Origin of the sequence: Arthrobacter bussei, assembly GCF_009377195.2 — a bacterium.
GTDB classification, from domain to species: domain Bacteria; phylum Actinomycetota; class Actinomycetes; order Actinomycetales; family Micrococcaceae; genus Arthrobacter_D; species Arthrobacter_D bussei.
Window position 1 is genome coordinate 300323 of the sequence record NZ_VJXX01000002.1, and the last position, 20678, is coordinate 321000.

Genomic DNA, 20678 nt, shown 5'->3' on the forward strand with positions numbered 1-20678 from the left:
CTAGCCTAGTCGTGTTGGGGTCGTGGGGATGGTGTGGGGGCCGGTCAGAGAACGGCGATGGAGCGATCGGACGGTGCTACGGGCGCAGGCAGCTTCGTGGATCCCATGAGGTACTTGTCCACGGCGGCAGCGCACGCGCGGCCCTCCGCGATCGCCCAGACGATCAGCGACTGGCCGCGGCCGGCGTCGCCCACCGAGAAGACGCCCGCGGTATTCGTCATGTAGTAGCCGTCCCGCGCCAGGTTGCCCTGGTCGTCGAAGGCGGCCTCGACCTGCTCGGTGATGCCGGCGGGTTCGGCGCCCGTGAAACCGAGCGAGAGCAGCACGAGGTCCGCCGGGATCTCCCGTTCGGAGCCGGCCTTGGGGACACGCCGTCCGTCCACGAACTCCGTCTCCGCGACCTTGATGCCGCGCAGCACGCCGTTGTCGCCCACGAACTCGACGGTGGACGCGAGGTAGCGCCGCTCGCCGCCCTCCTCGTGCGCACTGGCGATGTCGAAGAGCGTCGGGAACGTGGGCCAGGGCTGGTCCGGCCGGCGCTCCGCGGGGGGCTGCTGGCCGATGGCGAGCGTGGTCACGGACGCGGCCTTCTGGCGGTGAGCGGTACCGAGGCAGTCGGCCCCCGTGTCGCCGCCGCCGAGGATGACGACGTGCTTGCCCTCGGCATGGATCTGGTCCTCGACGGCGTCACCGGCCACCACCCGGTTCGCCGGGACCAGGTAGTCCATGGCGAAGTGCACGCCCTGGAGGTCACGGCCCGGGATGGGCAGGTCGCGCGGGACCGTGGCTCCGGTCGCGACCACGACGGCGTCGTAGCGGCGCTTCAGCTGTCCCCAGCTGATGTCCCTGCCGACGTCGACGCCGGTCCGGAAGCGCGTCCCCTCGGCCTTCATCTGGTCGACGCGGCGCTCCACGTGGATCTTCTCCATCTTGAAGTCGGGGATCCCGTAGCGGAGGAGTCCGCCGATACGGTCGTCCCGCTCGTAGACGGCGACCGTGTGCCCGGCGCGCGTGAGCTGCTGGGCCACGGCGAGGCCCGCCGGTCCGGATCCGACGACGGCGACCGTGCGGCCCGTCAGGCGCTCCGGGGGATGCGGCTCCACCCAGCCCTCACCGAAGGCCTGGTCTGCGATGGACACCTCGACCTGCTTGATGGTCACGGGAGGCTGGTTGATGCCGAGCACGCACGAGGATTCGCACGGCGCCGGGCAGAGCCGGCCCGTGAACTCCGGGAAGTTGTTGGTCGCGTGCAGCCGGTCGATCGCCTCCCGGCCCTTCTCCCGGAACGTGAGGTCGTTCCACTCCGGGATGAGGTTGCCGAGCGGGCAGCCCTGGTGGCAGAACGGGATGCCGCAGTCCATGCAGCGGCCGGCCTGCGCCTTCAGGACGCCCTTCTCCTGGGCCTCGTACACTTCCTTCCAGTCCATGATGCGCACGGGGACCGGGCGTCGGGGCTGGGTCTGGCGCTCGCGCACCTTCATGAATCCGCGTGGGTCAGCCACCGGTTACCTCCAGGATCTTGGTCCACGCCTCTTCGCCGTCGGGGTCGAGCCCCTGGTCGACGGCGGTGGCACGGGCGTCCAGCACCGCGGCGTAGTCGCGCGGCAGGACCTTGGTGAGACGGGCGATGGTGTCCTCGAAGGACCCGAGCAGGCTCTCCGCGAGGGTGGACTCGGTCTCCTCGACGTGCTGGATCAGCAGCCGCCGGACGATCTCGATGTCCTCGGCGTCGAGGTCGACGAGCAGGAGCTCCCCGTTCTCGAGGCTCTGCTTGTTGACGCGCGCACGGTCCAGGTCCAGCACGAACGCCGTCCCTCCGGACATGCCCGCGCCGAAGTTGCGGCCCGTGCGCCCGAGGATGAGGGCCTGCCCTCCCGTCATGTACTCGCAGCCGTGGTCGCCGATCCCCTCGGCCACCGCCGTCGCGCCGGAGTTGCGGACGAGGAACCGCTCCCCCACCTGCCCGCGCAGGAACATCTCGCCGCTCGTCGCGCCGTAGCCGATGACGTTTCCGGCGATCACGTTGTGGTCGGCCCGGAACACGTTGGCGCGGTCCGGACGCACGATGATCCGGCCTCCGGAGAGCCCCTTGCCCACGTAGTCGTTCGAGTCGCCGAGCAGGCGCAGCGTGATGCCGGCCGGCAGGAAGGCCCCCAGGGACTGTCCGGCCTGGCCGGTCAGGGTGACGTCGATGGTGTCCGTCGCCAGGACGTCGAGGCCGAAGATGCGCGTGACCTCGTGCCCGAGCATCGTCCCGACGGAGCGGTCGGTGTTGACGACGTCCAGCGAGATGCGGACCGGCGAGCGGTGCTGCAGCGCGTCGGCGCTCATCTCGATGAGCTTGTTGTCGAAGTGCTGGTCCAGGTCGTGGTTCTGCTTCAGCATGTTGCGCATCGGCTCGCCGGAATCGAACTCGTTGCCGCGCAGGATCGGATCCAGGTCCAGTCCATCGGCCTTCCAGTGCTCGATCGCCGTGCGGGCGTCGAGCAGCTCGCTGTGGCCGATGGCCTCCTCGAGCGTCCGGAAGCCGAGCTCCGCCAGGATCTCGCGGACCTCCTCGGCGATGAACTCGAAGAAGTTGACCACGAACTCCGGCTTGCCGGTGAACCGGCTGCGGAGCTCGGGATTCTGCGTCGCCACACCCACCGGGCAGGTATCGAGGTGGCAGACGCGCATCATGATGCAGCCCGAGACCACGAGCGGAGCAGTCGCGAAACCGAACTCCTCACCGCCCAGCAGGGCGGCGATGACGACGTCGCGCCCGGTCTTCAGCTGCCCGTCGACCTGGACCACCACGCGGTCGCGCAGGCCGTTGAGCATGAGGGTCTGCTGCGTCTCGGCGAGGCCGAGCTCCCACGGGATGCCCGCGTGCTTCAGGGAGTTGAGCGGGCTCGCGCCCGTCCCGCCGTCGTGCCCGGACACCAGGACGACGTCGGCCTTGGCCTTGGTGACGCCCGCGGCCACCGTGCCGATGCCCACCTCGGACACCAGCTTCACGTGGACCCGCGCGCTCGGGTTGGAGCGCTTGAGGTCGTAGATGAGCTGGGCGAGGTCCTCGATGGAATAGATGTCGTGGTGCGGCGGCGGCGAGATCAGCGCGACGCCGGGCGTGGAGTGCCGCGTGCGGGCGATCCACGGGTAGACCTTCTGGCTCATGAGCTGGCCGCCCTCACCGGGCTTGGCTCCCTGCGCCATCTTGATCTGGATGTCGTCGGCGTTGGTCAGGTACAGGCTCGTGACGCCGAACCGGCCCGAGGCCACCTGCTTGATGGCCGACCGCCGCTCGGGATCGAGCAGGCGCTCGACGTCCTCGCCGCCCTCGCCCGTGTTCGACTTCCCGCCCAGGCGGTTCATCGCGATGGCGAGGGTCTCGTGCGCCTCCTGGGAGATGGAGCCGTAGCTCATCGCCCCCGTGGAGAAGCGCTTGACGATCTCCGAGACCGGCTCCACCTCGTCGAGCGGGATGGGCGGCCGGGCGTCGTCGCGCAGCCGCAGCAGGCCGCGGAGCGTCATGAGCTCGCGCGACTGGTCGTCGACGCCCTGCGTGTAGGCCTTGAAGATGTCGTAGCGGCGCTCGCGCGTCGCGTGCTGCAGCCGGAAGACCGTCTCCGGGTTGAACAGGTGCGGCGGGCCCTCGCGGCGCCACTGGTACTCGCCACCGTTGTCGAGGCCGCGGTGCGGGTCCTCGATGCCGTCCTGCGGGTACGCCGTGTCATGCCGTGCAGCGGTCTCCGCGGCGATGACGTCGAGGCCCACGCCACCGAGCTGCGTCTGGGTGCCGTGGAAGTACTCGTCCACGAGCTCCTGCGAGAGTCCGAGCGCCTCGAAGGTCTGCGCGCCGCAGTAGGAGCTGACCGTGGAGATGCCCATCTTGGACATGATCTTCAGGACGCCCTTGCCGAGGCCCTTGATGAGGTGCGCGACGGCGGCCTCGGCGCTCACGCCCGTGATGTCCCCGTTGCGGACCAGCTCCTCGCAGCTCTCCATCGCGAGGTAGGGGTTCACGGCGGACGCCCCGTAGCCGATCAGCACCGCGACGTGGTGGACCTCGCGGACATCGCCCGCCTCGACCACGAGGGACGTCTTGGTGCGGTTGGCGCTCTTGAGGAGGTGGTGGTGCACGGCGCTCGTCAGGAGCAGCGACGGGATGGGCGCCCACTGACCGTTCGAATCGCGATCGGAGAGCACCACGTACTCGACGCCGCGGTTCAGGGCGCTGGAGACCTGCTCGCAGATCTCGGCGAGGCGCGCCCGGAGGGCCGCCTCCCCGCCGTCGTGCCGGTACAGGCCGCGCACGCGCACGGTCAGGCGGTCGCCGTCGTCGGTCTCGAGGTTGGCGATCTTCGCCAGCTCGTCGTTGGTGATGACCGGGAACTTCAGGGCGATCTGCTTGGACCGGACCTGGCCGGTGGAGAGCAGGTTGCCGTCGGGCCCGATCGTGACACCCATGGAGGTCACGAGTTCCTCGCGGATGGAATCCAGCGGCGGATTGGTGACCTGCGCGAAGGACTGCACGAAGTAGTCGAAGAGCAGGCGCGGACGCTTGGACAGGACGGCGATCGGCGTGTCCGAGCCCATGGCGCCGAGCGGCTCCGCACCGTTCTTCGCCATCGGGCCGAGGAGGATGCGCAGCTCCTCCTGCGTGTAGCCGAAGGTGCGCTGGCGGCGGTTGATGGAGGCCTTGGTGTGCACCACGTGCTCGCGCTCGGGCAGGTCCTCGAGCTGGATCAGGTTCTCCCGGACCCACTCCCCCCACGGGTTCGCCGCGGCGACCTCGGCCTTGATCTCCTGGTCCTCGATCAGCCGGCCCGCCTCGGTGTCGACGAGGAACATCTTGCCGGGTGAGACACGGCCCTTGCGGACCACGCGGGACGGCTCGACGTCGAGCACGCCCACCTCGGAGGCGAGGATGACGAGGCCGTCCTCGGTGACCCAGTACCGGGCGGGGCGGAGGCCGTTGCGGTCCAGCACGGCGCCGACGAGCCGACCGTCCGTGAAGGACACGGCGGCGGGTCCGTCCCACGGCTCCATGAGCATGGAGTGGTACTGGTAGAACGCGCGGCGGGCGGGATCCATGGTGGCGTGGTTCTCCCACGCCTCCGGGATCATCATCATGATCGAGTGCGTGATGGGCCGGCCGGAGAGCGTGAGGAGCTCGGCCACCTCGTCGAAGGACGCGGAGTCCGACGCGCCGGGCGTGCAGATGGGGTACAGCTCCTCGGGCGAGTCCCCGAGCAGCGGGTTGGACAGCTGCGACTGGCGGGCCCGCATCCAGTTCCGGTTGCCCTTGACGGTGTTGATCTCGCCGTTGTGGGCGATGGTCCGGAAGGGCTGCGCGAGCGGCCACGACGGGAAGGTGTTGGTGGAGAAGCGCGAGTGGACGATCCCGAGGCGCGTCTTGAACCGCTCGTCCGACAGGTCCGGGTAGAACGGTTCCAGCTGCGCCGTGGTCAGCATGCCCTTGTAGACGATGGTCTTCGAGGACAGCGACGGGAAGTACACGCCGTACTTGTTCTGCGCCCGCTTCCGCAGGCGGAACGCGCGTCCGTCGAGATCCGACGCGTCTCCGTCGGCGGGAGCCAGGAACAGCTGGACGAAGTGCGGCATGCAGGCGCGCGCCATGGCTCCGACGAGCTCGGCGACGACGGGCACCACGCGCCAGCCGAGGACCTCCAGGCCTTCGGACTCGGCGATGGACTCCAGTCCGGCGCGGGCGGTCTCCTCCTCCTTCGCCTCGGCGGGCAGGAACGCGGTCCCGACCACGTAGCCGCCGGCGGGCGGCAGGTCGAAGCCCGCGACGGCGCGGAAGAACTCGTCGGGGATCTGGGTGAGGAGGCCCGCACCGTCTCCGGTGCCCTCGTCCGCCCCGACCGCGCCGCGGTGCTCGAGGTTGCGGAGCGCCGTCAGGGCGGCATCGACGATGTCGTGGCCGGGTTCACCGCGCAGGGTGGCGATGACGGCGAGGCCGCACGCGTCCTTCTCGTTCTGCGGGTCGTACAGACCCGTGGCCTCGGGCAGCGAGGCGAACCGCGTGAAGGGGGACTCGGCGGCGTCCGTCGAGGACGTGGCCGTGCCCGGGTCCGCCTGCAGAGGGTGTGGCGTCAAAGCAGTCATAGAAAGGATCCTTCCCCCATGATGGAGCGTCGGGAGGGGACAGCCTTGGCCCCGCGGGCACCGATCCGAGGGGAACGGGCACCGTCTGTCGATCTCGCGTGCACCGCCCGGCCCGGCGCCGCCCGGCGCTGTTGGCGGGCGATCACTGTGGTCATCCTGCGCTGGTCAGGGCGGTACCGGTGCAGGCTCGGAAGGTGATCCGGCCGTCGCACCTGTGGTCCACAACTGTGTGGTGTTGCGTCCTTGAGGGGCGGTGGCCCGGGGACTGCTGTCGGGGACCCAGTCCCGCGGCTCCGCTCTCGCGGGGTCCTCGGAGCGTGGATCGATCCTCAGGAGCCGTTTGTTTCGGACAGATTACCACGCTCGTTCCGCGCGTCCGACGCTCCATCCGGGGCGTGGCCACCTGTGGCTGAAGCGTTACTCGCGGACCGTCCGGCGTCGGCACGATCGGTGGCACCTGCGGCACCTGCGGCACCCGTGGCACCCGCGGCACCGGTGCCCTCGGTGGTGGGCGTGGTGTCGTTCGCGCTCGTGGCGCTCGTGGCGCTCGTGGCGTCCGCCCCGACGGCGTCCTTCGGTTCCCGACCCGACAGGTATACCGACGGCGCCTCGGCCGGCCGGCGCTTCACCGCGAGATACACGAGGACGGCCAGCGCGACGACGAACACCGCGATGCTGGTCCAGACGTTCAGGCGCTGCGTGACCCCGAAGAGCGTCACCATCTCGGCGTCGTCGATGCGCAGGGCCTCGATCCAGACGCGTCCGAGCGTGTAATAGGCGGCGTAGAGCCAGAACATGCGTCCGCCGCGGAGGTTCAGCTTCCGCGCGAGCAGCAGGAGGATCACGACTCCGGCGAGGTTCCACAGGAGCTCGTAGAGGAAGGTCGGGTGGAACAGCGTCCCGGGCTCCTGGTCGAGCGGGAAATTGGCGTTGTCGGCATCGATCTCGAGGCCCCACGGCAGCGTGGTGGGCGCGCCGAAGAGCTCCTGGTTGAACCAGTTGCCGAGACGCCCCACGGCTTGCGCGAGGAGGACGCCCGGTGCCGCCGCATCGGCGAAGGCGGAGAGCCGGACCCCGGCCCGCCGCGCCCCGATCCAGGCCCCGACGGCACCGAGGGCGATCGCGCCCCAGATCCCGAGGCCGCCCAGCCAGATCTGCGGGATCCGGGCGAGATCCCCCTCGGGCCCGAAGTACGCATCCGGCGACGACACCACGTGGTACAGCCGTCCCCCGATGATGCCGAAGGGGATGGCCCAGATGGCGATGTCCCACACAGCGTCGGCGTGCCCACCGAAGGCGACGAAGCGCTTCTGCGTGAGGATGAGCGCGAGGATGATGCCCGCGAGGATGCAGAGCGCGTAGGCGTGGATGGTGACCGGCCCGAGGGCGAAGCTCGCCCACTCCGACGGCGGGCTCGGGATGGACGCCGCGACGGCGATCCCGGTCATGCCGACCCTCCGGCGGACACCTTGGCGGCACCCGTGCTGAGCTCGCGCGTGAGGTCCGCGACGGCCTGCACGCCACCGTCCCTGAGGGCAGCCACCAGGGCCGTGCCGACGATCACGCCGTCGGCGTAGGCGCCGATCTCACGGACCTGGGCGGAGGACGAGACGCCGAGTCCGACGCAGACGCGCTCGGCGCCGGCGTCGTGCGCGGCGTCGACGACGGCCTGGGCCGCCGCGCCGACGGAGGTCCTGGCACCGGTCACGCCCATGACGGACACCGCGTAGACGAAGCCGCGGCTGGCATCGACGGTGTTCTGCATGCGCTGCGGGGAGGTGGAGGGCGCGACGAGGAACACCCGGTCGAGGCCGAGCTCCTCGGAGACCTGCAGCCATTCCGCCGCCTCGTCGGGGATGAGGTCGGGGGTGATGAGCCCGGCTCCCCCGGCGGCGGCGAGGCGCTCCGCGAAGTCGCGGACACCCATCCGCATCACGGGGTTCCAGTACGTCATCACGAGCACCGCGGCATCCGTCTTCCGGGTGATGCCTTCCACGACGTCGAAGATCTGCGGCACGGTGAAGCCGTTCGCGAGGGCCTCGACCGTCGCCTCCTGGATCACGACCCCGTCCATGACGGGGTCGGAGTACGGGATGCCGATCTCGATGAGGTCCACGCCGTTCTCCGCCATGGCGATCCCGGCCTCGATGGTGGTCCTGACATCGGGGAACCCCGCGGGCAGGTAGCCGATGAGCGCTGCGCGACCCTCGCTGCGGGCCTTCTCGATGGCGGCAGCCGCCTTCGAGGCGGGTGCGCCGGACTCCGGCTGCTGCCGGTCAGGGAGGTGTGTCGTCACAGCTGCTCACCTTCCTCCGCGATCTCCTGCTCCACGCTGTCGTCCGGCAGCAGGTCGAAGTAGCCCGCGGCGGTCGCCACGTCCTTGTCCCCACGGCCCGAGAGGTTCACGACGATGATCCTGTCCGAGGGCTGCTCTCCGGGAGCGAGGTCGGCGGCGAGGCGCCGGCCGAGCTTCATGGTCCCGGCGAGTGCATGTGCGGTCTCGATGGCGGGGATGATGCCCTCCGTCTGGCTCAGGAGCTTGAAGGCCTCCATGGCCTCGGCGTCGGTGATGGGCTCGTAGTGCGCGCGTCCGATGTCCGCGAGGTAGGCGTGCTCGGGCCCGACCCCGGGGTAGTCCAGGCCCGCCGAGATGGAGTGCGACTCCATGGTCTGGCCGTCCTCGTCCTGCATCAGGTAGGACCGGGCGCCGTGCAGCACACCCGGTCGGCCGAGCGTGATCGTCGCGGCGTGGCGGCCGGTCTCCACGCCGTCGCCCCCGGCCTCGAAGCCGTACAGCGCGACCTCGCGGTCGTCGAGGAAGCCGTGGAACATGCCGATCGCGTTGGACCCGCCGCCCACGCAGGCCGTCACGGCGTCGGGCAGGCGTCCGGTCTGCTCGAGGATCTGCTCGCGCGCCTCGTCGCCGATGACCTCGTGGAAGTAGCGGACCATCGACGGGAAGGGGTGAGCTCCCGCGGCGGTGCCGAGGAGGTAGTGCGTGGTCTCGACATTGGCGACCCAGTCCCGCAGGGCGTCGTTGATGGCGTCCTTGAGGGTCTGCGACCCGTTCGTCACGGGGACCACCGTCGCGCCGAGCAGCTGCATGCGGGCGACGTTCAGCGCCTGCCGGCGCGTGTCCTCCGCGCCCATGTACACGACGCACTCGAGGCCGAGGAGGGCTGCCGCGGTCGCGCTGGCGACGCCGTGCTGGCCGGCGCCGGTCTCCGCGATGACGCGGGTCTTACCCATGCGCTTGGCGATCAGCGCCTGGCCGAGCACGTTGTTGATCTTGTGGGACCCGGTGTGGTTGAGGTCCTCCCGCTTGAGGAAGACCCTGACGCCCCCGCAGTGCTCGGCGAAGCGCGCGGCCTCGGTGAGCAGCGAGGGACGGCCGGCGTAGTTCTTGTTGAGCTCCGCGACCTGGGCCGTGAACTCGGGATCCGCCTTGGCCTTGTCGAAGGTGTCCTGCAGCTCGTCGAGCGCAGCGATGAGCGATTCGGGCATCCAGCGGCCGCCGTAGGCACCGAAGTAGGGACCGGGGGCGTGGCGGAGGCTCTGGTCGTGGCTGAGGAAGGCCTCGGCCGTCCCGGCGTCGATGGCGTCCGCTGCTCCGGCGTCCGTGCCGGTCAGGCCCGTGTCCTGGTGCATATCAGTCATGACTTCAGCAATCCTGTCCTGTTGGTCCTCGCCCGGACGGGGATGCGTCGCGGGCGCCGACGGGTCCGGTGATCCGTCCCGCGTGCTGCTCGGTGGTGCTGGTGCCGACCGGTGGCCGGTGCTTGGCGGGCGCGTGCCCGGTACGGGTGGTCCGGCTGGACCGCTCCCCGGTGGGAGCTGACGCCGCCGGTCCGTCCACGCGTTCAGGCGCGTGCGGCCATGCCCGACTCCCGCCAGGCGGTCCGACCCGTCCGTCGGAACTCCTCGATCGTCGCGGCTGGATCGTCGTGCCGGACGAGTGCCTCGCCGACGAGGACCGCGTGCGCGCCCTGGCCCGCGTACTCCTCGACGTCCGCCGCATCACGGACGCCCGACTCGGCGATGACGACGGTCCCCGCCGGGATGAGGTGGGCCAGTCCGGCGAAGACGCCGCGGTCGATCTCGAGCGTCTTCAGGTTGCGGACGTTGACACCGATGATCGGCGCCCCCGCCGCGACGGCACGCCGTACCTCGTCCTCGGTGTGGGTCTCGACGATGGCGTTCATGCCGAGTTCGTGGGTGAGGGCGAGGAAACCTGCGAGCTCGGCGTCGGTGAGTGCCGCGACGATCAGGAGCACGACGTCGGCGCCGTGGGCCCGCGCCTCCCAGATCTGGTAGGCGTCCACCGTGAAGTCCTTCCGGAGCACGGGCAGCTGCACCGTCGCTCGGACGGCGTCGAGGTCGGCCAGCGAACCCCTGAAGCGCCGCTCCTCCGTGAGCACGGAGATGACGGCGGCTCCGCCGCGCTCGTAGGACGCGGCGAGGGACGCCGGATCGGCGATGTCCGCGAGGGCGCCCTTGGAGGGGCTGCTCCGCTTCACCTCGGCGACGACCGCCAGGTCTCCTCCCGCACCCGAGCCGAGCGCCGCGAAGGCGTCGATGGGCGAGGGAGCAGACGTCGCCGCCCTCCGGACGTCCTCGAGGGGAACGGCACGCCGACGCTCCGCGAGGTCCTCGCGGACGCCCTCGATGATGTCGTCGAGGACCGTCATCTAGTGGCCGTTGTTCTTGAGCTTGGAGCCGCCGACGCCGTAGCCGATCTTCCGGAGGACGAATCCGACGAGGAGGCCGACGAACATCACCGCGATCCCGATCCAGAAGAGGAGGGTGCCGAAGTCGTGGTTGCCCTCGGTGCTCGCCAGGATGTAGGCGAAGGAGGCCACAGCGGCACCGGCCAGCATGATGAGCACGCAGGTCCATGCCGCGGGGCTGTTGCCGTGACCGATCGTCTCGTCACCCATCCGGGCGTGGTTCGCGGGGGTGTTGCGGGTTGCGGAGGCGCGGGTCTCGGATGCCATGGTGAATCTCCTTCGAACGGGTCAGGTTCCATTCTGCCATTGATGGGGCGGTCGGGAGGAACCGGCGGGGAGGTACACGACCGGCTGTCAGCCGGTCGGGTCGTTGCCCCGTGAGAGCTGGTCCCAGCTGTCGATCTCGTCCGCGTGGGCACTGGACCGGCCGCGCGAGGGACGCGCCGCGGGCGAGGGTGCCCCGCCGGTCACGTCCCCACCCGGAGGCAGTGCGTCGGGGGTTCCGTCGGGCGCCGCCACGGACCGCGCTGCCGTGGCGGATGACGCGCCCCCCTGGACCGGTCGTCCGTCAGCGGGACCTTCTCCGCCGCCGGCGTCGTCACCGGAGGCGGGGACCACCCCGGGGGCGACGTCTCCCGTGGAGGGCGCGGGTGCTCCGGGCTGCAGGTCGCCGGCAGCGGGCGTGACCGCCCGGGAGGCTCCGGCGTCGTACCGTCGGTTGACCCCCCAGGTGCGGCCCGCGACGACCACCCAGGCGGCCGCGAGCACCAGGAGGACGCCGGCGGCGACGGCGAGCCACGGGAAGACGCCGGCCGTCGCCTCGGCGCCGGCCAGGCCGCTCACGCCGATGGCCTCGCCGACGGCGGGTTCGGCAGCCGCTTCCGGATCGAGAGCGACCCCCGCGCTGGACAGGGCGATACCGACGCCGGAGAGCACGAGGATCACGGCGATGACCCACCGTGCGAGGCGACCGGCGATGGAGACGGCGAGGGCCGCCGCCAGGGCCACGAGGGCGAAGGCCGTCACGGGGGTCGACGCGTCGCTCCCGGCGATCATGAGGTCCGGCGTCTGCACCGCCTCCTGCGGCAGGCGGACGGTGAGCCAGGTCTGGGTCGTGGAACCGAAGGCCAGGAGCGCGAGGACCACGATGCCCATGACGACGATGCCGCGGCGGGTGAACCTCCCCGGCGCGGTGCGCTCTGTGCGCCCGGCACTCATGGTGCGTCCACTGCAGCAGGCCGCAGCCCGGCCGCGGTGAGAGCGGCCCGCAGGGGTGCCGCAGCCTTGTTCACGGTCTCGAGGGCCTCGGCCTCCAGCACCGAGTCGGCGACGATCCCGCCGCCGGCCTGCACGTACGCCGTGCCCTCGCGCAGGAGGGCGGAGCGGATGGCGATGGCCATGTCCATGTCTCCCGCGAAGTCGAGGTAGCCGACCACTCCCCCGTAGATGCCGCGGCGGTGCGGTTCCACCTCGTCGATGATGCGCAGTGCGCGCGGCTTCGGCGCCCCGGAGAGTGTCCCGGCCGGGAAGGTCGCCGCGAGGACGTCGTAGGCCGTCTTCGCCGGCGAGAGCCGGCCGACGACCGTGGAGACGAGGTGCATGATGTGGCTGAACTTCTCCACCTCCATGAATTGCGTGACGTCGACGCTGCCCGGCGTGCACACCTTGGAGAGGTCGTTGCGCGCGAGGTCCACGAGCATGAGGTGCTCGGCCTTCTCCTTCGTGTCCGCCCGGAGCTCGACGGCGAGGTCGCGGTCCTCCTCCGTGGTCCTGCCGCGGGGGCGCGAGCCGGCGATGGGGTGGGTGATGACCTCGTCGCCCGTGACGGTGACGAGTGCCTCCGGCGAGCTGCCCACGATCGAGTACCCGCGTCCGTCCGAGTCCTCGAGGCTGAACAAGTACATGTAGGGGCTCGGGTTGGTGGTCCGCAGGATGCGGTAGACATCCAGCGGCGAGGCGTCGCACTCGATCTCGAAGCGGCGGCTGATCACGACCTGGAAGACCTCGCCGTCGACGATGGCCCGCTTGCCGCGCTCGATGGCGCGCAGGTACTCCGGCTCGAACCAGGACTCCCGGACGCGCTCCATCGACTCCTCCGCCGTCGGCGTGCCCTCGGCCATGACGGACACGGCGAGTTCGGCCGGGGCGACGAGCATGGCGAGCATGGCGCGCACCCGCGCGACGGCGTCGTGCCAGGCCTCGTCGACCCGCTCGTCGGTGCCGTCGAAGTTGACGGCGTTGGCGACGAGGGTGAGCGAGCCCTCGGAGTTGTCATGGATGGCGAGGTCGGAGACCAGGCACATCGCCAGTTCGGGCAGCAGGAGATCGTCCTCGGGCGGACTCGTCAGCCGCTCCCAGTGGCGCACGGCCTCCCAGCCCACGAAGCCGACCATGCCGGAGGTGAACGGAGGCAGTTCCTCGAAGCGCTCCGTGCGCAGGGCCTCGACGGTGAGGCGGAGCGCCTCGACGGGATCGCCCGCGACCGGGACGCCGGCCGGCGGCTCGCCCAGCCAGTGCGCCTCGCCGTCCCGCGTGGTCAGGGTCGCCCGGGAGTGCGCCCCGATGAACGAGTAGCGCGACCAGACGCCGCCGACGGCCGCGGATTCCATGAGGAACGTACCCGGGCGGCCGTCCGCGAGCTTGCGGTAGATCCCGATGGGCGTGTGCGCATCCGCCAGGACCTTCAGGTGCACCGGCACCACGCGCCGCGCCTTCGCCAGGTCGCGGAACTCCTCGAGGGTGGGGCTGATGGTGCCGAGCTGCTGCATGCGGGTCAGGATCCTTCCGCGTCGGGACGGCTGGAGGTGACGGAGGGCAGGTCGCGGCCGTCGAAGCAGGTGCGGGTGCCGGTATGGCAGGCGGCGCCTTCCTGGTCGACGGTGACGAGCAGGGCGTCGCCGTCGCAGTCCAGGGCCACGCCCTTGACCCACTGACGGTGTCCGGAGGTGTCACCCTTCCGCCAGTACTCGTCGCGTGACCGGGAGAAGAAGGTGACCCGACCCGTGGTCAGGGTCCGGCGCAGGGCCTCCTCGTCCATCCAGCCGAGCATGAGCACCTCGAGCGTGTCGTACTGCTGGACGACGGCGGCGACCAGGCCGGCGTCGTCCTTCTTGAGGGCCCCGGCGATCGCCGGATCGAGCAGGGGCGCGCCGGGCGCCGCCTGGCGTTCGGAGACCGGAGGAGCGCCTGTTCCGGCGGCGGACGGGGAGGACGTGGTGGGAGGCATCACCCCTGATTCTAGTGCGGCCGGGACGGCGGCGCGGCGCGCCTGCCACCGCTCTCGCGCAGCGTGCTAGTTTCAGCAGTGATGCACTACGTAACCCCGTCCCGCGAGGTCCTGGCCGAGACGCTCCTGGCAGCCGGTCCCGATGCCCCCACGCTCTGTGAGGGGTGGCACACGCGCGACCTGGCGGCGCATCTGTACCTGCGCGAGCACAAGCCGGCCCTGGGCCTCGGCATGGTCGTGAAGAGGTTCGCCCCGATCACCGAGCGCGCCACGCGGGAGACGGCCGAACGTGCCGGATCCCCGGCGGGCTACGAGGCGCTCGTGAGGCGTTTCCTCGCCGGTCCACCCGCGCTCTCACCGATGCGCCTCAATGCCGTCGACAAGAGCGCCAACCTGATCGAGTACTTCGTCCACACCGAGGACGTCCGGCGGGCCGGCTCGCGCTGGGCACCGAGGGCGCTCGACGAGGACTACGCGAACGCCCTGTGGGAGGAACTCGTGAAGCGCGCCGCCATCCTCTACCGCGGCGTGGATCTCGGGATCGTGCTGGTGCGGCCGGACGGTCCCCGCCACGTCGCGAAGCGCGCACCCGTATCGGTGGCCATCGTGGGCGAGCCGGGCGAGCTGCTCATGCACGCCCACGGTCGCCGCGCCCAGGCCCTCGTCACCTTCGAGGGCCGGCCGGATGCCGTCGCCCTGCTCGAGAGTGCCGACGTCGGTCTCTGAATCCTGCCGCTGCGGGCGGGACCCGGCGCCTAGCGGACGGGGAACCCTGCCGCGCGGATCGCGGCCTTGACGTCCGCGATCGCGGACACCGGACCGAAGTGGAACACGGACGCCGCCAGCACGGCGTCCGCGCCGGCCTCCACCGCAGGCGGGAAGTGTGCGGGCTCGCCCGCACCGCCCGAGGCGATGAGCGGCACGCCGACGGCGGCCCGCACGGCGCGGATGAGTTCGAGGTCGAACCCCTCCTTGGTGCCGTCGGCGTCGATCGAGTTCAGCAGGATCTCCCCCACCCCGCGGTCGGCGGCTTCCTTCGCCCAGGCGACGGCGTCGATCCCGGTACCCTTGCGGCCGCCGTAGGTCGTCACCTCGAAGCCCGACGGCGTCGCGGCGTCCCGGGTGCGACGCGCGTCGAGGGACAGGACGAGGACCTGGGCACCGAAGTGCTTCGTGATCTCGTCGATCACGGCCGGGCGAGCGACGGCGGCGGTGTTGATGGAGGCCTTGTCCGCGCCGTAGCGCAGGAGACGGTCGACGTCGGAGATCTCCCGGACCCCCCCGCCCACCGTCAGCGGGATGAAGACCTCCTCGGCGGTCCGCGAGACGACGTCGAACGTGGTCTCGCGGTTGCCGGAGGAAGCGGTCACGTCGAGGAAGGTGAGTTCGTCGGCACCGGCCCGGTCGTAGCGGTGCGCGAGCTCCACCGGGTCCCCGGCGTCACGCAGGTCCTCGAAGTTGACCCCTTTGACCACGCGTCCGGCGTCGACGTCGAGGCAGGGGATCACGCGGATGGCGACACTCATGCCCGCCTCCCTAGATCCTGCAGGCGTGGATGGTGCTGACGAGGATGGCGCGCGCACCGAGCTCGTACAGCTCGTCCATGATGCGGTTGGTCTGGTTCCGCCGGACCATGGAGCGCACGGCGACCCACTCGGAGTCGCGCAGGGGCGAGACGGTCGGGGACTCGAGGCCGGGGGTGAGCGCCGCCGCCGCGTCGACGAGGTCCTTCCTGACGTCGTAGTCCATCATCACGTACTGCCGGGCCACGAGGACGCCCTGCAGGCGGCGCAGGAGCACGTCGAGGCCCACGGGAGCCTCCCCCGCGCGGCCGATGAGCACCGCCTCGCTCTGCAGGATGGGATCCCCGAAGATCTCCATCCCCGCGGCGCGCAGCGTGTTGCCGGTCTCGACGACATCGGCGATGGCGTCGGCGACGCCGAGGCGCACGGAGGACTCCACGGCGCCGTCGAGCCGGACCACCGACGCCGTGATGCCGCGCTCGGCGAGGTAGTCCTTGAGCAGGCCCTCGTAGCTCGTGGCGAGCCGCTTGCCCTCGAGCTGCTCGAGGGCGTCGAAGTCGCCGACCGGGCCGGCGAAGCGGAAGGTGGACGCGCCGAAGCCCAGCTGCATGAGCTCCTCCGCCTTCACCTGAGCGTCGAGGAAGAGGTCACGGCCGGTGATACCGACGTCGAGCGTCCCGGAACCGACGTACACCGCGATGTCGCGGGGCCGAAGGAAGAAGAACTCGATCTCGTTCTCGGGATCCACGAGGACGAGCTCGCGGGAGTCGCGGCGCTGGCGGTAGCCGGCCTCGGCGAGCATGGACGAGGCGGCCTCGGAGAGGGCGCCCTTGTTGGGGACTGCTACACGGAGCATGGGGTACTTTCGCGTCAGGAGGGTGGGACAGGCGATCGTGGGCCGCGGGCGGATGGGCCGGCGCGGCTAGAGATGCTTGTAGACGTCCTGGAGCGTGAGGCCCTTCGCGATCATGAGGACCTGCAGGTGGTAGAGCAGCTGCGAGATCTCCTCGGCGGCGTCCTCCGTCGACTCGTACTCCGCGGCCATCCAGACCTCGGCGGCCTCCTCGACGACCTTCTTGCCGATGCCGTGCACGCCCGAGTCGAGTTCCGCGACGGTGCGCGACCCCGCAGGGCGCTCGACGGCCTTGGCGCTGAGCTCCTCGAACAGGGAATCAAAGGTTTTCACATCCCCTAGGCTATCGGCTCGCCGCACCGGCTCGGCACGCCCGGCCCGCCCTGTGACGGATGCCTCGGTCGTCACCGCCCGAAGGCCCGGAGGACGGAGGCCGTGGCCAGCGCCGCGGAGACCGCCTCGTGGCCCTTGTCCTCCGAGGAGCCGGGCAGGCCGGCGCGGTCGAGGCCCTGCTGCTCGGTGTCGCAGGTCAGGACGCCGAAGCCGACCGGTACGCCCGTCCGGACGCTGACGTCGGTCAGGCCGGAGGTCGCGGCCTGGCACACGTACTCGAAGTGGGGCGTGCCGCCGCGGATGACGACGCCGAGGGCAGCGACCGCGTCGAACTGCGGGGCGACGCGCGCGGCAGCGACGGGCAGCTCGAAGCTACCCGGCACGCGGATCTCGGTGACGTCCGCGCCCGCCTCCGCGGCGGCACGCCGGGCGCCGTCGAGCAGTCCGCCCATGATCTGGGTGTGCCAGCTCGCGGCGATGATCGCGAGCCGCAGTGGCGCACCGTCCTGGGTGGTGAGTGCGCTGATGTCGATGCTGGGTGCTCCGTGGCCGCTCATGATGGTCCTTCCGGGTGGTATCTGTGGGTATGTCTGTGGGGATGCCCAGGGGTGTCCGGACGATGGACTGCGCCGCCGGCGCCGGTGCGGCCGTCAGGCCCCGGACGCTGCACGTGCCCCGATGAAGGCGACGAGGTCCTCGATCGAGACGAGGGGGATGCCGTGCTCGTCGGCGAACCGGCGCAGGGCCGGCAGCCGCATCATGTCGCCGTCGTCGTGAACGAGTTCCGCGATGACGGCGGCCGGGCGCTTGCCCGCGAGGACACTGAGCTCCACCCCGGCCTCGGTGTGGCCGGCCCGCTCGCGCACGCCGCCCGGTGCAGCGCGGAGGGGGAAGACGTGGCCCGGCCGGGTGAGATCCATGGGCCCGCTGGCGCCGTCCGCCAGGACGCGCGCGGTCCGGGCCCGGTCCGCGGCGCTGATGCCCGTGCTGACGCCTGTCGCGGCGTCACAGGACACGGTGTACGCCGTGCCCTTGGAATCCTCGTTCACGGCGGTCATCGGCGGCAGGAGGAGGCGGTCCGCGTCCTCCGCGCGGAGCGGGACGCACAGCACACCGGAGGTCCACCGCACGGTCCAGCCGACGAGCTGCGGGGTCGCGTCCTCGGCGGCGAAGACGATGTCGCCCTCGTTCTCGCGGTCCTCGTCGTCGACCACGACGACTGCGCCGCCGGCCGCGATGGCGGCGATCGCGTCCTCGACGGGATCGAGGCGGAGGGGCGTCACGTCGCGGGCAGGCTCGCGGATCACTGCGCGTCCCCGGCCGCGTCCTGCCGCCGGGCGTCGGCCGCCGTGAAACCGAGCAGGCGCTCGGCGTACTTGGCGAGCACGTCCATCTCGAGGTTCACGGGATCGCCGATGCCCTTGGCGCCCAGGCCGGTCTCCTTCAGGGTCGTCGGGATGAGGCCGACCTCGAACCACTGGTCGAGCTCGTCCGGCGCGCTCACCGCGGTCACGGTCAGGGACACGCCGTCGATCGCGACGGACCCCTTCTCGGCGGCGTACCGGCCGAGCGTCGCGGGCAGGCCGAAACGGAGCCGGTGCCACGCGCCGAGGTCCTCGCGCTCGAGGAGCACCCCGATACCGTCGACATGGCCCTGGACGACATGACCGTCGAGGCGTCCGCCGGCCGGGACGCAGCGCTCGAGGTTGACGGGCGTCCCGGGCTGCAGCCCGCCCGTGGTGGTGCGCCGGAGGGTCTCTCCCATGACGTCGACGCCCACGCGCCCGCCGTCGAGCGTCACCGCCGTGAGGCAGACGCCGTTGACGGCGATCGACGCCCCGGGGCTGAGGTCCCTCCCGGTCTCGGGCGCCTCGAAGACGAGCAGCGCGCTCTCGCCGTCGGGGGTGACGTCGAGTGAGACGACGCTGCCCTGCTCGGACACGATTCCTGTGAACACGGGTACTTCCTTCGGGTGGGTCGGGTGGGTCTGGAGGAGATGGAGCGACGGGTGGGTCCCGTGGAACTACCTGGGGTCGGGTCGTCCGGCATCGGACACCGGGACAGGTTCGGCCTGCTCGCCGGGTGGCGGCGGGCGGAGGTGCAACCGCACATCAGCACCGAGCCGGCGGACGGCCGGTCCGCCCGCATCGTCCAGGCTCCAGCGCGGGGCGGCGGCGAGGGAGTCGATCCCCAGGTCCGGGAAAGCGGGAGCGCCGTCACCGAGAACCACGGGCGCCACGTAGCTGACCAGTTCGTCGACCACACCGGCGCGGAGGAAGGCGGCGGCGATCCGCGGTCCCCCTTCGACGAGGAGGTGCCGCACCCCCCGGGCGAAGAGCTCGTCGAGGGCGGCGGGGACGTCGCGGGTGGGCAGGTGGACGAAGCCCGCACCCCGGATGGCGGCCTCGGAGGGCACCGGAGTCAGCCCCATCGCGACGCGCAAAGCCGGCCCGGACCCCGCGGCAGGCTCCTCCCCCGAGGCCCCGCCGCGCGCGGTGAGGCGCGGATCGTCGTCGCGCACGGTCCCGCTGCCCACGAGGACCGCGTCGGCGAGGGCCCGGAGGCGGTGGCCGTCGGCGCGCGCCTCCGGTCCGGTGATCCACTGGCTGGAGCCGTCGACCGCAGCCACCCGCCCGTCGAGGGACTGGGCCGATTTCAGCGTCACGAAGGGGCGGCCCGCTACGACGGACGCCGTCCAGCGCTCGTTCAGGTGCTTCGACGCTTCCGCTTCGACCCCGCCGACGCACCCGACGCCCGCCGCGCGGAGCCGGCTCGCGCCGCCCGCCGCCGGTCCGTTGACGTCGTCCGCGGCGAAGACCACGCGGGCCACGCCCGCGCTGATGAGCGCCTCGCTGCACGGGCCGGTGCGTCCCGTGTGATTGCACGGTTCGAGCGTGACCACCATGGTGCCCCCGCGGGGGTCGTGCCCGCGGTCCCCGGCGTCCGCGAGGGCCGCGGGTTCCGCATGGGGTGTGCCGGCGCCCCGGTGGTGCCCCTCCCCGAGGACCGTGCCGTCGGGAGCCAGGAGCACGGCGCCGACGAGTGGGTTCGCGCCACGCACGCCGAGACCGGCGAGCTCGAGCGCGCGCAGCATAGCCCTCGCCTCGGCCTCCGCCACCCGCCGCGTCGTCGTGCTCATCGGAGGCTGGGGTCGGGCAGGAGGGCCTCGACACGGGGTTGCGCCGTGCGCTGGGCCCTGGCCCATACGAAGAAGCCCACCAGGGTGAAGACCCCGTAGAAGGCGTACATGACGGCGCTCGCGTAGTAGCCGGCGCTGAACAGCAGGGGAACACCCACGAGGTCCACGGCCACCCAGACCAGCCAGAACTCGACCCAGCCCCTGGCCATGCCGTAGGTGGCGAGGAGGGACCCGACGAAGGTCCAGGCATCGGCCCACACGGGCTCGTAGGAACCGAGCATGCGGAAGAGGGGGGTGAGGGCGACGGTCCCCAGGACCATGAAGGCGACCATGCCGATCCGGGCCCTGGTTCCGGCCCAGCGGGGCGTCACGGCCTGTCCGCCCCCGTGCCGGCTCGCCTGCCACTGGCGCCACCCGTAGACGGAGACGGCGATGAACATCACCTGGCGGCCGGCCTGGCCGAGGAGGTTGGCGGCACTCTCGGCGCCGAAGACCGAGCCGAGGAAGACGGTGAGGAGGAGGACGTTGCCGACGATGCCGACCGGCCAGGCCCAGACCCGACGCCGCATGCCGCCGAGGGCGCTGAGCAGGCCGAACACGTTGCCCATCACCTCACGGAGCAGCAGGGAGCCGTTGCCAACGGGGATGCGGGCTTCGAACAGCCACTGCAGTAAATCCATGCCGATCCTTCGCCGCTACGACGGCTCCGGGTGATGGCAGCAGTGGACCCCGTGCCGCGGCGGACTACGGCAGGGCCGCCACC

Annotated in this window: 19 protein-coding genes; 1 reads left to right on the top strand and 18 read right to left on the bottom strand. The window is 71.4% G+C overall.

Features of this window, described 5'->3' with window-relative positions:
- Positions 1-44: 44 nt before the first annotated feature.
- The 10 genes from FNH21_RS09650 to hisI all read right to left on the bottom strand — a co-directional run bounded on the left by FNH21_RS09650 (position 45) and on the right by hisI (position 14067).
- Positions 45-1502, bottom strand: coding sequence for a glutamate synthase small subunit (locus tag FNH21_RS09650; protein WP_191931820.1), 1458 nt, complete (start codon positions 1500-1502; stop codon positions 45-47).
- Positions 1495-6114 (bottom strand): glutamate synthase large subunit, encoded by a 4620-nt coding sequence (gene gltB / locus FNH21_RS09655; RefSeq protein ID WP_152814646.1) that lies wholly within the window; start codon positions 6112-6114, stop codon positions 1495-1497. Before gltB ends, FNH21_RS09650 begins: the two co-directional genes overlap by 8 nt.
- Before the next feature lie 329 nt (positions 6115-6443).
- Positions 6444-7562, bottom strand: coding sequence for a prolipoprotein diacylglyceryl transferase (gene lgt / locus FNH21_RS09660; RefSeq protein WP_152814648.1), 1119 nt, complete (start codon positions 7560-7562; stop codon positions 6444-6446).
- On the bottom strand, positions 7559-8410 hold the full coding sequence (gene trpA, locus FNH21_RS09665; RefSeq protein WP_191931821.1) for a tryptophan synthase subunit alpha: 852 nt from the start codon (positions 8408-8410) through the stop codon (positions 7559-7561). Before trpA ends, lgt begins: the two co-directional genes overlap by 4 nt.
- On the bottom strand, positions 8407-9762 hold the full coding sequence (gene trpB, locus FNH21_RS09670; protein ID WP_152815170.1) for a tryptophan synthase subunit beta: 1356 nt from the start codon (positions 9760-9762) through the stop codon (positions 8407-8409). The genes trpA and trpB overlap by 4 nt, the downstream gene beginning before the upstream one ends.
- Before the next feature lie 212 nt (positions 9763-9974).
- Positions 9975-10802, bottom strand: coding sequence for an indole-3-glycerol phosphate synthase TrpC (trpC, locus tag FNH21_RS09675; RefSeq protein ID WP_152814650.1), 828 nt, complete (start codon positions 10800-10802; stop codon positions 9975-9977).
- Positions 10803-11051 carry an HGxxPAAW family protein gene (locus tag FNH21_RS09680; protein WP_082471566.1) on the bottom strand — a complete coding sequence of 83 codons (249 nt, stop codon included), beginning with the start codon at positions 11049-11051 and terminating at the stop codon, positions 10803-10805. It abuts the gene before it with no gap.
- A gap of 144 nt (positions 11052-11195) precedes the next feature.
- On the bottom strand, positions 11196-12059 hold the full coding sequence (locus FNH21_RS09685; RefSeq protein ID WP_152814657.1) for a Trp biosynthesis-associated membrane protein: 864 nt from the start codon (positions 12057-12059) through the stop codon (positions 11196-11198).
- Positions 12056-13609, bottom strand: a complete 1554-nt coding sequence (locus tag FNH21_RS09690; RefSeq protein ID WP_152814659.1) for an anthranilate synthase component I — start codon at positions 13607-13609, stop codon at positions 12056-12058. The genes FNH21_RS09685 and FNH21_RS09690 overlap by 4 nt, the downstream gene beginning before the upstream one ends.
- A 5-nt stretch (positions 13610-13614) precedes the next feature.
- Positions 13615-14067: a phosphoribosyl-AMP cyclohydrolase gene (hisI, locus tag FNH21_RS09695; protein ID WP_152814661.1), complete on the bottom strand. Its 453-nt coding sequence runs from the start codon at positions 14065-14067 to the stop codon at positions 13615-13617.
- 81 nt (positions 14068-14148) lie between these two features.
- Between hisI and FNH21_RS09700 the strand changes: the two genes are divergently transcribed.
- Positions 14149-14793, top strand: a complete 645-nt coding sequence (locus tag FNH21_RS09700; RefSeq protein ID WP_152814663.1) for a TIGR03085 family metal-binding protein — start codon at positions 14149-14151, stop codon at positions 14791-14793.
- A gap of 29 nt (positions 14794-14822) precedes the next feature.
- Here FNH21_RS09700 and hisF read toward each other — a convergent pair whose 3' ends face one another.
- The 8 genes from hisF to pnuC all read right to left on the bottom strand — a co-directional run bounded on the left by hisF (position 14823) and on the right by pnuC (position 20595).
- Positions 14823-15593 carry an imidazole glycerol phosphate synthase subunit HisF gene (hisF, locus tag FNH21_RS09705; protein ID WP_152814664.1) on the bottom strand — a complete coding sequence of 257 codons (771 nt, stop codon included), beginning with the start codon at positions 15591-15593 and terminating at the stop codon, positions 14823-14825.
- Between the two features lie 10 nt (positions 15594-15603).
- Positions 15604-16446, bottom strand: coding sequence for an ATP phosphoribosyltransferase (hisG, locus tag FNH21_RS09710; protein WP_055771765.1), 843 nt, complete (start codon positions 16444-16446; stop codon positions 15604-15606).
- A 66-nt stretch (positions 16447-16512) separates the two neighbouring features.
- Positions 16513-16776, bottom strand: a complete 264-nt coding sequence (locus tag FNH21_RS09715) for a phosphoribosyl-ATP diphosphatase (RefSeq protein WP_055771768.1) — start codon at positions 16774-16776, stop codon at positions 16513-16515.
- A 71-nt stretch (positions 16777-16847) separates the two neighbouring features.
- Complete coding sequence (gene ribH, locus FNH21_RS09720; protein WP_152814665.1) at positions 16848-17333, bottom strand: 6,7-dimethyl-8-ribityllumazine synthase; 486 nt, start codon at positions 17331-17333, stop codon at positions 16848-16850.
- A 93-nt stretch (positions 17334-17426) separates the two neighbouring features.
- The gene (gene ribB, locus FNH21_RS09725) at positions 17427-18083 is read right to left on the bottom strand and encodes a 3,4-dihydroxy-2-butanone-4-phosphate synthase (protein ID WP_191931822.1); all 657 of its coding nucleotides are present in this window, start codon (positions 18081-18083) and stop codon (positions 17427-17429) included.
- The gene (locus FNH21_RS09730; protein ID WP_191931823.1) at positions 18080-18733 is read right to left on the bottom strand and encodes a riboflavin synthase; all 654 of its coding nucleotides are present in this window, start codon (positions 18731-18733) and stop codon (positions 18080-18082) included. Before FNH21_RS09730 ends, ribB begins: the two co-directional genes overlap by 4 nt.
- Positions 18734-18799: 66 nt before the next feature.
- Positions 18800-19915, bottom strand: coding sequence for a bifunctional diaminohydroxyphosphoribosylaminopyrimidine deaminase/5-amino-6-(5-phosphoribosylamino)uracil reductase RibD (gene ribD, locus FNH21_RS09735; RefSeq protein ID WP_152814667.1), 1116 nt, complete (start codon positions 19913-19915; stop codon positions 18800-18802).
- On the bottom strand, positions 19912-20595 hold the full coding sequence (gene pnuC / locus FNH21_RS09740) for a nicotinamide riboside transporter PnuC (protein WP_152814668.1): 684 nt from the start codon (positions 20593-20595) through the stop codon (positions 19912-19914). The genes ribD and pnuC overlap by 4 nt, the downstream gene beginning before the upstream one ends.
- Positions 20596-20678: the final 83 nt, after the last annotated feature.